Here is a 16,579-nt window from a genome sequence, read left to right on the forward strand (position 1 = left end):
ACTAGTCTTCAGAAATAAAACGAGTAATTAATGGAGGGGATGAGCGAGCCGAAAACAGCAAGGCGGTAGGCCTGAGTCTGGGCACCGCTGCGGGTAAAATAGATCGAATACGGATTTTTTCGGGCGTAGAGGTTGTAAATGCCTAGTGTCCAAATGCTGTACCGAAGCTGGTTTTTGCTTTTTCGCGTGTCTTTTGAAAAGGCAATGTCTAGCCGGTGGTAATCCGGAATGCGATCCGCATTGCGCCGGGAATAATCCAGCGTAGGAAGGCCATTAAATACATATTGACCATCGGGATAAGTAGCCGGAATACCGGTACTGTATACAAAATTGGTAGAAAAGAGCCAGTTTCTGGACAAATCCCAACGTGCTTGCAGATACAGGTTGTGTGGCCGGTCAAAATTTGACGGGAACCACTGGCCGTTGTTGACTTGCAGTTCACTATAGGCCGTCTGCACCAGTACCAGCGAGCGGGCGTACGAGTAGCTGATTTGCCCCGTCAGTTTTCCTTTGTTTTTTGCGATGCTCAGTTCAAGGCCGTACGCGCGGCCTCTGGCACGAAGCAGATCCGTTTCCAGGTTCGAGTTGAGCAGGAGGGTAGCTCCATTCCGGTATTCAATCAGATTTTGAATGTTTTTGTAATAGCCCTCAAGGGCCAGTTCAATGGAATTGTCCGCCAGATTTTGGAAAAGGCCCGCCGAATACTGATCGGCAATTTGCCCCGGAACAAAAGGATCGCTCAGTTTCCAGAAGTCGATGGGCGTAATGGCGGTCGTGTTGGAAATCAGGTGGATACACTGCCGCATCCGACTATAATTGAGCTTGAAGGAAGCGCGGGGCGTTAGTTGGAGCCGCAGCCCCAGCCGAGGCTCCCAGCCTCCGTAGGTTTGGACGGTCTGCCCAGCGCCATAACGAGTTGAATCAACAAGGGTCTCGGGCGAGCGGGGCAGTCCTTCCGCGTAGCGATAAACCTGCGTGGCACCGATTTGCGCAAAAGTCGAATAGCGCAGCCCCGCCTGGGCGGTAAGTGCAGGCAGGAGGGTCCATTCGGTTTGGAGGTAAATTCCCAGTTCCCGGCCATTTTCCGGCTGAAGGGTCTTTGGGTTTACGCTGGATTGGTTACCGCTTGGCTGAATATCTCCTTTTTGAACACCATACAGAATCCCAGTGATGCCGCCCTGAATTTTGTGTTTGTCATTCAGCGTATAAAAAAGGTCCGCCTTTACTTCCTGTTGCTGAATGCCTGAACGAAGCTGAAACGTGTAGCCTTCCCGCTCGCCGTCAACCTGATAGCTATAATCACTATGCAGCAACTGAACATTCAGCAAAAGCGATTTTTTTAACAAACTACTCCATTGCCCCGATACAATATTGGATTGCCAGCCATAGAGCGTGTCGCCGGGAAACTTAAACGAATCCTGGCTGCGGTAAGCGGTCAAGGAAAACGTATTGGTAGCATTGGGGCGGAATTGCAGTTTTAGATTGCCATCATAGAAAAAAGCGCGGCTGCTTTTGGCCGTACTTCCTTCCGGAAAAGATTTCAAGATCCAGTTGGGATAAGCCACGCGTCCGCCCACCAGCAGCGTTACTTTTTTCCCAATGGGGCCATCGGCAACAAACCGGCTACTCAAAAGGCCCACGCCGCCCGCATATTGCCAGCGATCGCGGTTACCGGCTTTGGTATTAATCAGCATCAGCGAGGAAACTCGCCCGCCGTACTGCGCCTGAAAACTGCCTTTGTAGAGCTCAACATCCTGAACGGCATCAGAATTAATGTTGGAATAAAAACCGAGTAAGTGAGAGGTGTTGAACAGAGGCGCTCCATCCAGCAAAACCAGATTCTGATCCGTGCGACCGCCGCGCACATTAAAACCGCCCGTTCCTTCACCCGCCGTAGAAACGCCCGCCTGTAGCGTAATGGCCTTCAGAATATCGGGCTCGCCCAGCACCACCGGCATTTTTTTTAACTGCTGAATATTCAGTTGAATCAAGCCCATGGTGACACTCCGCACATTCTCATCTTCCGTTCGTTTGCGTACCTGAAGCTCTTCCAGGTCAAAGGTCTGCGGAATCAGGCGGAGGGTAATGGTTTTGTTATTCATGACAACAACGTGGTGGCGGAGGCGGCGGAAACCCACCGAAGTAATATCCAGGTCGTGACTTCCAGACGGTAAAGTAAGGGAAAAATGACCCGTTTCATCGGTAGTGGTTCCGGCTCCCACGCCAATCACCTGGATGCTGGCACCGGGGAGGGGGAGCGTTGTATCGGCGCGGAAAATAGTCCCACTCAGAGTGACTCTTTGCTGGGCTTTTGCAGTATAAGTTACCAGAGCCGCAAATAGAGTGCACAGAAAAAAAGGAAAAAGGCGCATGAATTTGAGTAAAATACAATACAGATTCGGGATAACGGATAAGAGACTAAAGCCTGGATTTAGTGCGAACGGTCATCGGCGAAATCGACTGAAGTGGAAATGTGCAAAATGTTGGCGGTAAGTTACTAATTAGCCAGTTGTACGAGCCTCGGAAAAGCAACTATTTATTTGTTGGCAAGGAGAGGAAAGGTATTTTTGCACCGTCTCCAAATTTGCTATGCTTGCACTCTTTATTTTTTTGGTAATGGTTGTCAGTTTTGTGGTCGTGGGTGTTTACCTCGAGCGCAAAGTATCAGCTTTTATTCAGGACCGCCTGGGCCCAATGGAGGTCGGAAAATATGGATTGCTGCAATTATTTGCCGATTTGCTGAAACTTCTGCAAAAAGAAGACATTGTGCCGTTGGCCGCCGACCGGAAACTTTTCTTACTGGCTCCCGCTGTTATTTTTGCGTCGGTGTTTGCTGGCTTTGCCGTTATGCCGTTGACGCCGGATCTTCAAGGATCGGCGGCGGCAGTGGGCGTTTTTTACCTGATGGCCATTGTGTCGGTCGATGTGGTGGGCGTACTGATGGCGGGTTGGGGCTCCAACAATAAATACTCGCTATTTGGTGCCCTGCGCTCGGTGGCGCAGATTGTATCGTATGAAGTGCCGCTGGGTCTGACGATTCTATGCGCCGTGATGATTTGCCAATCCCTGAATTTGCAGGAAATTAGTTTTCAGCAGGGCATTTATACGGATGAAACCAATTATCTGTTCGGTATCAAGGCAATGGGAGTTGATGTTACCGACTGGGGAGGAATTTTTACCTGGAATATTCTGCGTAATCCATTTCTGTTTTTTGCCTACATCATCTTTTTCATTGCTACCCTGGCTGAATCCAACCGGGCTCCGTTCGACTTGCCCGAGGGCGAATCGGAACTGGTTGCTGGCTTTCACACCGAATATTCCGGAATGCGGTTTGCCTTGTTGTTTTTATCGGAATACGGCATGATGTTGCTGGTGTCGTTTCTGGGAGCAATCCTATTTCTGGGAAGCTGGAATACGCCTCTGCCCAACATCGGCCCCCTTCGTCTGGCCGAGTGGACCAGCGGTGCGCCGGGTACGATTTGGGGAAATGTCACCGGAGCGTTCTGGTTACTTTCGAAGGCGATGTTCGCCATTTTGGTGCAGATGTGGGTGCGCTGGACCTTTCCCCGCGTTCGAGTTGACCAGATGATGCACCTTTGCTGGAAAGTATTAACGCCTATTGGCTTGGTTTTGCTGCTTATTTCCGGTGTATGGCGGCTGCTAATGGTCGGATAATAAAAGCATCAATTGATTTTTATGTTTTTCGCCTAACTTTGCGCGATTTACCACACAACCTGATTATGAGGAAACTGATTGCCGTTCTACTGGCGTTTACTTCTGTTACTGCTATTGCCCAAAGTCCTGTTTCCAGTCGATTGGTTTCCGGAGCCGATTTAGGCGCTTCTTTTGCCACCAAAAAGCTTTCTCCGTCAATTGCCTATTACCAATTGCTGAATCTGGATGAGCGAAAAATCTTTCAGTTTGGCTGGCATACGAAACTTCAAAATTATTACGGTCAGGAGTCGGTCGACTATTACACGGCACCCGCTCGCCTGACGCGTGGAAAAACGGGTTTTGGGGCTTTGTCGGCTCCCCTGATTCCAGAGAACATAGATACCCTGACCATGCCCCGGGCATCGTTTATTTCGCTTAATCTAGGCTTGCGGTTTCAGATTCACCTTGGTCCGGTTGAGCTAGGTGCCGCCACCGATATTTTAGGCGTCGGTTTAGGAAAAGGCCGGCTTGGGCTTTACAGAGCCATTAAAGGAGCTAACTCGGTCGATAGCTTAAACCTACACCAAACAAACAAATACGCGCAACCTCAACGCTTCAATCTGCGTCTTTTGGGTGACAATAACATGGGCTTTTTGTCTTCGGAGGTATACGCCCGGATTTTATTCAGCCGTCGGGTGGCTTTTAAAGTAGGGTATCAGTGGATTACTACAGAATACCGAACCAATGACGAATTAGTAGACGATAACCGTCGTTTCCGCCGGAATTATGCCATGCCGTACGTGGCTCTTAGCTTTCCATTCTTTTGATTGGGAGATAATAAACACTCCACAAAAAGGCCCGGTTAACAAGCAGTTAACCGGGCCTTTTTGTGGGTAAACGCCTTTATACGACGGCTACTTCCTCTTCCTGAACCACCTCCGATTCCGATAATTGTTGATGCACTGACTCTTTTTTACGGCCTCCTAAAGCATTTATTCCGTTGAAGAAAAACAAGGACGTAAAGAAAGTGTAAAAAAGTACCCCGCGTTGTCTGGACAAAACATTCTCCGTAGAGAACGTGACCGAAAGCGTGATCAAAAGAAACAAATAAAGGTGGTTTCTCCATTTGTATGCTTTGACAAATTGTGTCCCCAAAATCCCCAAAAAGAGCAGCAGGCCGATAAGTCCAAACGATAACCACTGATTAAGGTACTCATTGTGTGTATTGTACACACCGAGATTGTAATGAAGTTGTTGCGAATAAGCAGTGTACTCGGCGTTCAGTAGATGATCCAGATTGACGGGGCCGACACCCAACAGCCAGTGGTGATGCAGCAAGTTCATGTTGATGGTCAGAATAATCTGACGCATGCTGAATGAATTGAGGGCTGGATTAGCTGTAGGGCTAGCATTAAGAAGGGCTGAATACTCGCCGACCCGCTGGCTACTGAACGGAATAAAAACAAAGGCAGTAAAAAGGGCTAAACTCAGGACGCCCAGAATAGGCAGGTAGGTCTTTGAGCGTCTGCGGTTAAGCCAGCAGTAATACGCGACGATGATGAAGAGCGCCACAACGGGAGCTTTGGGCATCAGGGTCAGAATGAAAATAAAGATCGAGAAGAGAAGGCTCAGATACTGCCACTTTTTTAGCTTTTGCCGGGTTTCAGTAGAGAGTAGCAAAATTGAGGTGGCAAAGCACAGATAGATACCCATATAAGTGGGGTGAATATCCGTTATATCTTCAAAATAACCCCGGTATTCAGCATTCGGTATTGGACGGTCGAGCTGCCAGGCGTAGCCAAAAAGAAAGTATAGATTCCCCAGGGCGCAGACCAGCAAACAGCTCAATACAAAATAAAGTCCCTGGCTAGAAAGGATTTTTCGGGTTTTTGGCTTGAACAGAAGAAAAGCAAAAGGAAGCAGGAAAAGACTCAGTTTCTGCTCTAGCTTGAAAAGAGCTTCGTGCCAGTTTGCCTGTTTGGAAAGCGCAATAAATAGAACATACAACAAATAGGTACTACCCAAAAACAAAGCCCATTTGTACTGCTTAAACGGCATTTTGTGATTGCTGATCGAATCTCTCGCGGCCCAGAATAAGCAGATAAAGAGCGTAACAAGAATCTGAATGCGCTGAGGAAGAACAAAAGAAACCATTAATAATTGGGCTAATTGCTTATCGTATGCAGTTAGCCCATTTAGTAACTTTAGCTTCCCTGTTAAATTTTGCCAGGTAATAAGCATGAAAAAACTAGTGAGTTTGGATACCCGCTCTACAAAAGGATAGATCAAGCCTAATGCAATAGGTAAAATGGTGCCTATAAGCTTTACTTCTGTGTTCTCGATCATATTTACTTCAAACTAAGCCAAAATGTAATTGTTAGTAGAATTAATCATCTGGCTTGCAGTTATCTGAGGATGAGGGTTCTAGTGAATCTTATAAGACGTGCTACTTATGTAGACCCATCGGGGTAGCCTTGCGTTGGAAACCACCAGTTTTTATTTAACTATGTGCCGCCACGACTTCCTTTAAAAAAGTTAAAAATGGCTCGGCAAACTCTTTGCGTTTAAGGGCAAATTCAACTGTTGTTTTCAAAAAATCCATCTTGTTGCCAATGTCGTGGCGCTTGCCTTCGATGCGGTGGGCATACAGACATTCGCGTTTGAGCAGAAGCAACATGGCATCCGTGAGCTGAATCTCGCCGTTTTTACCTTTGGGCGTTTGCTCAATGGCCGCAAAAATATCGGGAGTCAGAATGTACCGGCCAGCGATGGCCAGATTGGAAGGCGCTGCATCGATAGCAGGCTTTTCAACCAAGGTATTCAATTCCAGAATGCTTTCACTTAGTGACTTGCCACCGACGATGCCATACCGATTTACTTTATCCGCGGGCACTTCTTCCACCGCAATGATCGTTCCCCGGTACTGCTCATAGGTATCGATCAGCTGCTGGGTAGCCGGAATGACCGACTCCATGACCGTATCGCCCAAAAGGACCGCAAAAGGCTCATTGCCAACGTGGTGACGTGCGTAATAGATGGCATCTCCCAGGCCATTCAGTTCTTTTTGCCGCACGAAGTGGATGTCTGCCATGTCGGACAGGCGGCGAATAGCGTTCAGAACGCCATCTTCTTTTTCTTCAAGGCGGGCTTCGAGTTCAAAGTTGCGGTCAAAATGGTCCTCAATCGAGCGTTTGCCCTTGCCGGTAATAATTAGAATATCTTCGATTCCTGAATCAACGGCTTCCTGCACGACATACTGAATCGTGGGCGTATCGATAATCGGAAGCATTTCTTTCGGTTGTGCTTTGGTGGCAGGCAGAAAGCGGGTACCTAATCCAGCGGCGGGAATAACAGCTTTTTTAATCATGGATAAAGAGCGAAAGAGTAAAAGGGACAAAGAGCGAAAAGAATGAAGCGCAACAGAGCGAATAGATGCACTCAATCACTCATTGTCTCATTAAAAACTAACTGATGTATGGTTTGATAACGCGGGCGTCCAGGCGCTTTAGTTCAACAAACAGGCGATTGAGCATATCGTCGTCCTGGTACGTACCGACGATGGCTCCTCCTGATCCAGCGAAGGATGCAGAGGCTCCAATACGACGGGCTGTTTCAATCATTTCCATATTGCTTTCGTTGATGTTGTAAATGCGGCAACGCAGATCAAAGTTCTCGTTCACCAGATCATGCATTTCCGCCTGGCGGTTGTTCAGCAGGGCATCGTGGCCGCGCTGCGCCACACCGGCAATTTCCTGGAGGGTATCAACAACCAGCTTTTCGCCTTTCAACCACCGCGACCGAACGTCGTTGTGTACCCGTCCCGACTGTTTCCCCAAGGCCGTCTTATAAGCAATGTACAATTTTGGCAAAGCGCGTGGATTTACCGGCTCATACTGGCCATGCCCTTTCGATTCGACCATCGTTCGGTCAAAGTCCATGTACACGCAACCTTCGTAACACTGGATGACCCGGTCCTGCAAACCGGCGGTAATGCCCAGTTCTTCGGTTTCCGATTTCATAACTAACGTTGGTAAGAGTACTAATGGGATATCGACCTGATAAAATCGCATCAACGCCCGGAAAGTAGCCACCACAATGGCACTGGAACCCGACAAACCGACTTGTCGGGGAATTGATGTTTGGTAACGAATTGTAAAATTCCGGTTTGGAAGTCGAATGCCTTCACGTTCGCAGTATTCGCCAAATTGCTTAATCGCGGCTTTAATCAGCGGAATACCACCGTGGTAACCCAAAGAAGCTACTGCATCGCGCAGGTGGTAAATGCTCTTAAACGTGTTCGTGTCAGGGCCTTGCGGCTCAATATGGACCTCTGGAGATTGGTAAAGCGAGATCGATGCCCCGAAATTACGCACCGAAATCGATATGGTTTTGCCAAAGAAGCCGTCAGATGGATTGCCCAGCAGCCCGGCACGGGCATAGGCACGCGTTTCAATAATCAAACGTTAAGTGGGGTTGATAAGACGGTGCAAAATAGTGAATAATAAATAATGCACAACAACCGGTAAAAAAGGGATACCGGGCCATTGCCTCGAATTCACAATTTGTTATTCACTATTCCTTAATAAATAGGATATTTCTCTTTAAACCCTCCAGCTTGGTTCGCTTGACGGCCGAGCGGCGAAACACTTCCCGGAAAATTTCTTCGGAAATCTCCTCCCAGTCACTCTTGGTGAACGTGGTCAACGAGGGATGAGGGTTCAGTTCCGGCGTGCGGTGGGGGCGGGAAAAGCGGTTCCAGGGACAGACGTCCTGGCAAATATCACAACCAAAAATCCAATTTTGGAACTGGCCTTTCACCTCGTCTGGAATGGCTTCTTTCAGCTCAATGGTAAAATATGAAATGCACTTGCTGCCATCAACTACGTACGGTTCGGAAATGGCGTTGGTAGGGCAGGCGTCCAGGCAGCGCGTGCAGGTGCCGCAATAATCTTTAATGGGGCCGTCGGGTTCGAGTTCCAGATCGAGGATAAGTTCACCGATAAAAAAGAAGCTGCCCATCTCGCGCGAAATAACGTTGGTGTGTTTACCAACCCAGCCAGCACCGCTGCGTTTAGCCCATGCTTTGTCCATCACGGGCGCCGAATCCACAAAAACCCGTCCGTTTACTTCCCCGATCTCTTCGTGAATAAACGCCATCAGGTCTTTAAGCTTATCCTTAATAACAAAATGGTAATCCATGCCATAAGCGTATTTCGACAGCTTGTACTCGCCTTCGCCTTCGGGTAGCGTCTTCTCCGGGTAATAATTGAGCAGGACGGTCACCACCGATTTAGCCCCTTCCACCAGCAGACGCGGGTCGAGACGCTTGTCGAAATGATTTGCCATGTAACTCATCTGACCGTGCATGTTCCGGTTGAGCCAGGACTCCAGGCGCGGCGCTTCGTCCTCCAGAAACTCCGCTTTTGACACGCCACAGAAATCAAAGCCTAGTTCGCTGGCTTTCGTTTTGATACGTTGCGTATGGAATTGAATAGGAGTCAATAAATTGAACTTTTTTGTTAGTGTTTAACGATATTATTAAAGAAAGTAGTTCATAATTCGAAAGTTGCCGGGTTAGATTCTGAAGAAAAGATGAATTTAATCTTTATTGTAGATTCCCGGTCCGACAGTTTGTCAGTTATTTGTAAATTGGCAATTTATTTGCCCACCTTATAAGATATGAAGTGGAGCGAGATTTTCAGGAAAAACATGGAAAATAAGGAAACTGTAAGTAACGAAGAAGGACAAACCACGCAACAACCTGACACTGAGAAAGAGCAGCCAACTGCCACGGCAGAAAACCAAACTGACAATTCGGCGGAGGAGCAGACGGAAGAGTCTGTAGAAGCTGAGTTGCAGGAAGATCAGGATACTGATAAAGCGTACCGGGAATTAGCTGAGTTAAAAGATAAGTACCTCCGTTTATACGCTGATTTCGAGAATTTCCGTCGCCGTACCGCCAAGGAAAAGCTGGATTTGATTTCTACCGCCAATGAGGGAGTACTCGTTTCGTTGCTGCCTGTGCTTGACGACTTTGAACGCGCCCATAAATCAATGGAAAATGCTACCGAAGTAGAAGCATTAAAAGAAGGCGTACAGCTGATTTTCAATAAGTTGTTTAAAACGCTGGAAGCAAAAGGCTTAAAACCCATGACATCGAAAGGGGAGGCGTTCAACGCGGACCTGCACGAATCGGTAACGCAATTTCCGGCACCCAGCGAAGACCTGAAAGGAAAAGTTATTGACGAATTAGAGAAAGGCTACTACCTGAACGATAAGGTGATCCGCTTCGCAAAAGTAGTGATCGGAGGCTAATCCTATATGCATTATGGCAACTATGGCGACAAAAAGAGATTACTACGAGGTATTGGGCATTGATCGGAATGCAGCTGCGGATGACATCAAAAAAGCATACCGGAAGATGGCCATCAAGTACCATCCCGATAAAAACCCTGACGATCCGACGGCGGAAGAGAAATTCAAGGAAGCTGCCGAAGCCTATGATGTGCTGAGCGATCCGCAGAAGAAAGCCCGTTACGACCAGTATGGGCATGCCGGAATGGGCGGCGGCGGTGCCGGTGGCCAGTCGATGGATGATATTTTCTCGCAATTTGGGGACATTTTCGGTGATGAAAGTCCATTTGGCTCTTTCTTTGGCCGGGGCGGTGGTGGTCAGCAGCAGCGGCGCGTTCGCCGGGGTTCTGATTTACGCATCAAGCTAAAGCTGAATTTACAGGAAATTGCCAATGGCGTTGAGAAAAAAATAAAAGTAAAGCGCCACGTTTCCTGCACCACTTGCGGTGGTAACGGTTCGAAAAATGGCACTGCCGTAACCAACTGCTCGACTTGTAGCGGTACGGGTCAAGTTCGGAAAGTTGTTAATACCATGCTGGGTCAGATGGTATCAACAAGTACCTGTCCGACTTGTAATGGTGACGGTAAAATTGTTACGGATCGTTGTGATGTCTGTCACGGAGAGGGTCGCGTCTTGCACGAAGATGTGATTCCAATCAAGATTCCGGCAGGTGTGGCCGATGGCATTCAACTGTCGGTTGGTGGCCGTGGAAACGTTCCACCACGGGGCGGCGTTCCGGGCGATTTGCTCATCGTGATTGAAGAAGAAGAAGACGAAAACCTCAAACGTGACGGAAATAACGTTATTTTCGATTTACACGTTACCTTCTCCGACGCGGCTTTGGGAACCTCTGTTGAAGTACCAACCATTGATGGGCGGGCCAAAATTACGCTGGAACCCGGCACGCAGGGAGGAAAAATACTGCGCCTCAAAGGCAAAGGAATTAAAGAATTGAACGGCTATGGCCGGGGTGACCAGCTCATCCACGTAAATATCTGGACGCCGAAAAGTCTGACATCCGAAGAACGGATAACGCTGGAGCGGCTCCGCAACTCGCCGAACTTCCAGCCGAAGCCAGGCAAAAATGACAAAGGCTTTTTCGAACGCATGAAAGACTTCTTTCACGGATGAATTGAAAAATTCTTTTAGCAAAGTATAGCAAAAAGCCCCGTCCAGATCTGGACGGGGCTTTTTCGTGCTTATTTATTTCAACGTACCGATCAACCTAAGGCATTTAAATGCTTCTGGAAAATGGCATCGTACTTATTGGCCTGCGCTTCCTGTTTGGTTTCGCGGAAAGCGTTGACAATGGTTTGCAGGTTATACAGTTCAATATTGGCTTCAGTGCCGCCACCGCCGGTCCGTTTGAGGTAAGTTAATACCTGGTCGGCCCGATTCACAATCACGTCGGCCATTTCCTGCGCCTTTTTCTTGTCACCTACTTCGATGAGCAAACGGATATAGCTGGTCGAAATCTGGTCGTACGGGATGCTCTTGTCAGGAATAACGGTTAGTGAACGATTCAAAACCTGGCGGGCTTCCGCATTCTTACCTTCCCGGATCAATTGATCAGCCAAACGCAGGAAGGCAATACGGGCCGAAATAACCGGCGAACCTTTATACGTATCATCATAGTACGAGTCCGGGTTGTCCAGATCACGCCAAGCCATTTTCGTCATCATGTTCTGGTACATGACACCACTGTTCACGAAACCATCGGATGCGCCCGGAACCTGAACAGGCATCAACCGGTACGCGTAGCCTTCCAACTGCATGTGGTCTTTCAGGCTCAGGTAGTTGGATTGCGCCAGGGTGCTCGAGAAATAAATGGGCCGCTTCCAGTCATTGTTGGCAATGATGTCGAGCATGATCAGGTCGGGCTTGTAAAGATCGCTCGTACCGATTTTCCAGCTAATGGTGTCTCTCACCAACGGTTGCAGAGCCGGAGCAACAAAATTCTGTTTCTCTACTTCTGCCTTATTCACCGACAGGAAGAAAGTAGACGAAGGCAGGATATTGGTATTTTCACCCGTCGTCAGAGGCACCTGAATCGCCGGATTGTTTTGTTTAACCAGGCTGATGTACTCTTTCAGGTTGATGCCATTTTTTACCGCCGGAATTTCATAGAACGGAATAATGTCATTTTTACCCATGATAAACTGGTCGAAATCCAGCGAAACAGGCAGCGCTTCCGATTGGTACGTTTTGCGTTTCATTTGCTGAATGTACCAGTCTGTACCCAATAGGCTCAGGTTACAAACGCGCACATCCGTCCGGAAACCTTCAACTTCTTGCGCGTACCAGAGCGGGAATGTATCGTTATCGCCACCCACAAACAGAATGGCATTGGGAGCGCAGGAGTTTAGCAGGTTACGGGCAAAGTCAACCGAATGGTAACGGTGTGAGCGGTCGTGGTTGTCCCAGCTTTTCATGCCCATCATCAGCGGAATAAGCAGGAAAAGACCGCCGAACAAGGCAACGCGCAGTTTTTCGCTTTTGAGATACGTTTGGAAACCATCCACGAAGGCCATAACCCCCAGTCCAATCCAGATGGCAAAGAAATAAAACGATCCCACATAAATGTAATCCCGTTCCCGTGGCTCCTGCGGCGGTGAGTTCAAAAAGACTACCAGCGCAATACCCGTAAAGACAAAAAGCAGGGCTGTCACCAGGAAGTCTTTTGGTCGGCGGAAGTAGTGAAACAACAAACCGAATAAGCCCAGCACAAACGGCAGCATGTAGAAATTGTCGTGCGCTTTGTTGTTCTTAATGGTATCAGGTAAACCCTCATCACTAGACCACGGCAGGAGATAGCCTGAACCTTCCTGATCGCTTTGACGGCCCGCGAAGTTCCACATCAGGTAGCGCCAGTACATATGACCGAGCTGGTGACTGAAGAAAAACTGTAGGTTATTACCCATCGTAGGCTTCTGACCCTGCGGAATGTTCAGCATTTGCTGGTATAACTGCGGGTGATTGCCCTGAGAACTGTAAACACGGGGGAAGAGCATTTCCTGCCCTGGTTCGTAAACATAAACCGGCTTATGGTCATGGACAACGTATTTGTCGCCCTGCTTCCGGTAGATGGGATCGCCTTTCTTCTGATCGACCGGACGGGACGTAAAGGTAGGTCCGAACAAAAGCGAGCGGCTACCATATTGTTCCCGTTTCAGATACGACACAAAGTTCAGCACATCACTCGGATTGTTTTCGTTAATCGGGGGGTTGTATTCCGACCGAACCAGAACCTGGATGTAAGAAGCATAGCCAATTAAAACAAACGCCAAGGACAACAAACTGACATTCAGCGTAACCTTATTTTTCTGCGCCGACCAGATAATCCCATAAACCAGAGCGCCAATGAAGACGACGGTAAAGAAGATGGTACCCGAAGCGAACGGTAAGCCAAAGACATTAACAAACAGGCGTTCTACGGCAAAGGCGATGCTTGGCAGACCCGGAATGATTCCGGCATTGATGATTCCCAGAATAACAAAACCAATTCCAAAGGCAACGAGGCCACCCCGGAACGTTGCTTTTTTCTTCTTCTGGAAGTAATAAATTAGCGCCAGGGCGGGCAGAGTTACCAGGTTCAGTAAGTGAACGCCGATGGAAAGGCCTGTCAGGTACGCAATGAAAAGTAGCCAGCGATTCGCCGCGCCTTCATCTTCAATTTGCTCCCATTTGTAGGCCGCCCAAACAACAATGGCCGTGAAGAACGACGACATACCGTATACCTCAGCTTCCACTGCCGAAAACCAGAATGAATCGGAGAATGTATAAGCCAGCGCACCTACGGCACCAGCTGCCATTAACTGCCATCTCTCGGCAGAAGTCAGCTCTGAATCTTTTTTATCAAGAATTTTACGACCCAGCATCGTAATGGTCCAGAACAAAAACAGGATCGTGAAGGCACTCGCCAGCACCGATACCATATTGACCCAGTACGCTACCTGCGTTACGTCACCCAGTGCGAGGAGCGAAAAAAGCCTGCCTATCAAGAGAAAGAAGGGCGCTCCAGGAGGGTGGGGTACTTGAAGTTTATAGGAACAGGCAATAAACTCACCGCAGTCCCAGAAACTGGCCGTGCGTTCGACGGTTGCCGTGTAAGTTATGAGTGCTACTGCAAAGAGCAGCCAGCCCGTCAGGTTATTCATGCGCCTGAAGGCCAGCGCAGCCGAGTGTGATTGAGGGTTTAATGAAGACGTATAGTCCGTTCCTTTGGTTGTTTGCATTGGATTAACAGCCTAAGTGCTGTGGAACATTTTTCCAAAATTAGCAAAATAAAACCCGTCCGGGGCGGGACGGCCCGTTAAAGTTTGTTAAAGAGGCTCGCTTTTTTGGCGCTCTCGGTCATTTAAAATGCCCCTTTACGGCCCTAATTTGCTTATTTAAGCCCTTTTACGGGAATTTGCTACCCGCCGGAATGCACTGAAAATGCCCCAATTTGACCCTAAATTTTGCTGTAGGATCACGCGGTTTCAGGCTACTTTTTCCGGGATTCGATTGCTTGTCGTACAATGACCGGCTTGGATATACGGACGTACTTCTCGGTATTCTGATGGAAGTGTATCCAATCATTTCCTGAAGCGCGTGGGTAGGCAGGCCGCCCTCGGTCATTAGGGGCCCAAACGTGCGCTGATGCTGGCTATGTGGGTGAGCCTTATTTCGATGGCATTATCAGGTGTCGGATTGTAGAAAATAGGGCGAGCAGATGCAGAAGTATCTGGATTTGCTGTTGTAATGGGTCAGAAAAAGCCGGTTGCTTAGCGTTCGTTTTCTTCTTTCCCGATGTTGTCCAGGCCGTTGTCTTTCGTGGTATTTTTGTCCATTCTGTTCTTCTGTTGGCTACAAAACTCCAGGTTGATGGCTAATAATACGATCAGTAAGGCACTTACTCCCAAGGCAACTCCTTGAAGCCAGGGCACTCTGCGATTGGTTTGATTAGGGTATTCTTTCTTAAAAACGATCCGGTATATCAGATAGCCGCTGAAAAGAACCAGCGCAGCAATGATACTCAGTACGATTTCGGCTTCCATTGTTAGATACAGTTAAAGGATTGACTATTGGCACTCTATTCCGATTCGCTCCAATAGAGACGAGTGAAACAAAAGCCCCGCCAGTAGCGAGGCCTGTTGCTGCGTGTATCTAACCTAAATTTAGCATTAGTAAAGCAATTACATCCCATCTCTCAAACGAGCCGACGATAGCAAAAGGCCCAGGAGTTGTCTAGGCGATGAGGTTATGGAACGACTGGTAAAACAAAACCCCGCTAGTAGCGAGGCCTGTTATTAATTTATTCGAATTTCACACTTTAGCCTATCAACTCGTCAGCATGCTTCCTGGTAGGTTGATGTACCCAACGGATGAGGGTACGGCTCCGCTGGATCAAGGTCTTAACCGGGACAAAAAGGCTGTATCTCTAGGTTTTGTTGGTACCGTCACCGATAACACCGCCAGCGTTAACCAGTCGGGTAATAGCAACTCGGCTTATGTAAATCAGGGCCTTAACGGTACTTCCACCGACAATACGGCGAGCGTTGATCAATCCGGTAATGACAATGACGCCTTCCTCTTTCAAGGGAACATAGAGACCAGTAGCGAGAGCAGTCTGGGGCAGATTTTGCAAACAGAGAATAGAAACATCACCTTCCTTAGTCAGGATGGGTTTAGTAACAGTGGAATCATCAACCAGCTAGGAGATTTAAATACGGCGACAATGACTCAGAATGGGACGGTTAATGTCGCTACGGTTACCCAGTCTAATTTGCCTTGAGTTTTGAAAAGGCGGAAGGATATAGTCCCGGTAGTCGATCTACCGGGGATTTTTTGTATCCTGTATTATAAATTCTGTGCAGCTTCTCTATCACCTCGGATGTGTTGTTAGAGCGGAACGTTTTCGAAGCGATCAAATAGCCTTATCGGCTTCATGCCCTTAGATAGCGCCAATCTTGTCGATCTGAGTTTCAAAGGTGGAAATGCGATACGGGTTCACAAAATCCTTGTTCTTCCAGAAAACCCCTCGGGAGCCAACGCCTTCCGGAGCAGTGATTGTTACGACCGGGTGAGCATCGTCGATGTAATCATTGATGCCGATATGGTCCTCAATCAAAAGATAGTGGCCGGATGGCGTTACCCAGAAAATGGCATCTGTGTCTACGTATAATTGCGCCTTGGGGTGGGTATCCTGTCCATTATTGGTAATGGAATTAAGTTCTTGGCGGAGGAGGTCTTGAAGTTGCATTGTGTTACCTGTTTAGTCGTAAGGACAACCAAAGGTACAGGCTTATACTTGAAAAATAATACGTTTCAAGTCACCAGCTGGGTATACGATATTTCGTCGATGATCAGTTCCTTCTTTCGTTATGAGCCAAAAGCAGGACAATTTCCTATCATAGAGCTTCGTATAAGGTTGGTTTTAGGGTTAAATACTAGAGCTATTTTCTCCACCTTATCCCCAAAAAAAAGGCCCTTCTAGGTAGCTAGAAGGGCGGTTGAATGTAAAGTTTATTAGCCTTTAGACTGCCCGGCGGGAGAGGGTCTTCTCTGAAGAATCTAAATGGCTTATTA

General features: G+C 48.0%; 13 protein-coding genes. 5 read left to right on the forward strand and 8 right to left on the reverse strand.

Annotation, left to right across the window (positions count from 1 at the left end):
* Positions 1-8: 8 nt before the first annotated feature.
* Complete coding sequence (locus tag L0Y31_RS13520) at positions 9-2,372, reverse strand: TonB-dependent receptor (protein WP_234733604.1); 2,364 nt, start codon at positions 2,370-2,372, stop codon at positions 9-11.
* A 166-nt stretch (positions 2,373-2,538) separates the two neighbouring features.
* Between L0Y31_RS13520 and L0Y31_RS13525 the strand changes: the two genes are divergently transcribed.
* Together L0Y31_RS13525 and L0Y31_RS13530 are read left to right on the forward strand one after the other, a co-directional pair.
* Positions 2,539-3,675, forward strand: a complete 1,137-nt coding sequence (locus L0Y31_RS13525) for a complex I subunit 1/NuoH family protein (RefSeq protein ID WP_255773032.1) — start codon at positions 2,539-2,541, stop codon at positions 3,673-3,675.
* A 65-nt stretch (positions 3,676-3,740) separates the two neighbouring features.
* Positions 3,741-4,481: a hypothetical protein gene (locus L0Y31_RS13530; RefSeq protein WP_234733606.1), complete on the forward strand. Its 741-nt coding sequence runs from the start codon at positions 3,741-3,743 to the stop codon at positions 4,479-4,481.
* Between the two features lie 76 nt (positions 4,482-4,557).
* On the opposite strand, the gene L0Y31_RS13535 is transcribed toward L0Y31_RS13530, so the two are convergent.
* The 4 genes from L0Y31_RS13535 to queG all read right to left on the reverse strand — a co-directional run bounded on the left by L0Y31_RS13535 (position 4,558) and on the right by queG (position 9,156).
* Complete coding sequence (locus L0Y31_RS13535; protein WP_234733607.1) at positions 4,558-5,808, reverse strand: O-antigen ligase family protein; 1,251 nt, start codon at positions 5,806-5,808, stop codon at positions 4,558-4,560.
* Positions 5,809-6,154: 346 nt separating this feature from the next.
* A complete protein-coding gene (gene galU / locus L0Y31_RS13540) occupies positions 6,155-7,021 on the reverse strand; it encodes a UTP--glucose-1-phosphate uridylyltransferase GalU (protein ID WP_234733608.1) in 867 nt (288 codons plus the stop codon).
* 97 nt (positions 7,022-7,118) lie between these two features.
* Positions 7,119-8,114 carry a mevalonate kinase family protein gene (locus L0Y31_RS13545; protein WP_234733609.1) on the reverse strand — a complete coding sequence of 332 codons (996 nt, stop codon included), beginning with the start codon at positions 8,112-8,114 and terminating at the stop codon, positions 7,119-7,121.
* A 112-nt stretch (positions 8,115-8,226) separates the two neighbouring features.
* Positions 8,227-9,156, reverse strand: coding sequence for a tRNA epoxyqueuosine(34) reductase QueG (gene queG, locus L0Y31_RS13550; RefSeq protein WP_234733610.1), 930 nt, complete (start codon positions 9,154-9,156; stop codon positions 8,227-8,229).
* Positions 9,157-9,363: 207 nt separating this feature from the next.
* Between queG and L0Y31_RS13555 the strand changes: the two genes are divergently transcribed.
* On the forward strand, positions 9,364-9,969 hold the full coding sequence (locus L0Y31_RS13555) for a nucleotide exchange factor GrpE (RefSeq protein ID WP_234733611.1): 606 nt from the start codon (positions 9,364-9,366) through the stop codon (positions 9,967-9,969).
* A gap of 22 nt (positions 9,970-9,991) precedes the next feature.
* Positions 9,992-11,140 (forward strand): molecular chaperone DnaJ, encoded by a 1,149-nt coding sequence (dnaJ, locus tag L0Y31_RS13560; protein WP_234733612.1) that lies wholly within the window; start codon positions 9,992-9,994, stop codon positions 11,138-11,140.
* Between the two features lie 89 nt (positions 11,141-11,229).
* Here the strand turns inward: dnaJ and L0Y31_RS13565 are convergent, their stop codons facing one another.
* Together L0Y31_RS13565 and L0Y31_RS13570 are read right to left on the reverse strand one after the other, a co-directional pair.
* Positions 11,230-14,166: a glycosyltransferase family 117 protein gene (locus L0Y31_RS13565; protein WP_234737174.1), complete on the reverse strand. Its 2,937-nt coding sequence runs from the start codon at positions 14,164-14,166 to the stop codon at positions 11,230-11,232.
* 609 nt (positions 14,167-14,775) lie between these two features.
* Positions 14,776-15,048, reverse strand: a complete 273-nt coding sequence (locus L0Y31_RS13570) for a hypothetical protein (protein ID WP_234733613.1) — start codon at positions 15,046-15,048, stop codon at positions 14,776-14,778.
* Positions 15,049-15,344: 296 nt separating this feature from the next.
* On the opposite strand from L0Y31_RS13570, the gene L0Y31_RS13575 reads away from it, so the two are divergent.
* A complete protein-coding gene (locus tag L0Y31_RS13575) occupies positions 15,345-15,785 on the forward strand; it encodes a hypothetical protein (protein ID WP_234733614.1) in 441 nt (146 codons plus the stop codon).
* A gap of 159 nt (positions 15,786-15,944) precedes the next feature.
* Here L0Y31_RS13575 and L0Y31_RS13580 read toward each other — a convergent pair whose 3' ends face one another.
* On the reverse strand, positions 15,945-16,253 hold the full coding sequence (locus L0Y31_RS13580) for a hypothetical protein (RefSeq protein WP_234733615.1): 309 nt from the start codon (positions 16,251-16,253) through the stop codon (positions 15,945-15,947).
* Positions 16,254-16,579 lie beyond the last annotated feature (326 nt).

It is taken from the genome of Tellurirhabdus bombi (assembly GCF_021484805.1).
Lineage (GTDB): Bacteria > Bacteroidota > Bacteroidia > Cytophagales > Spirosomataceae > Tellurirhabdus > Tellurirhabdus bombi.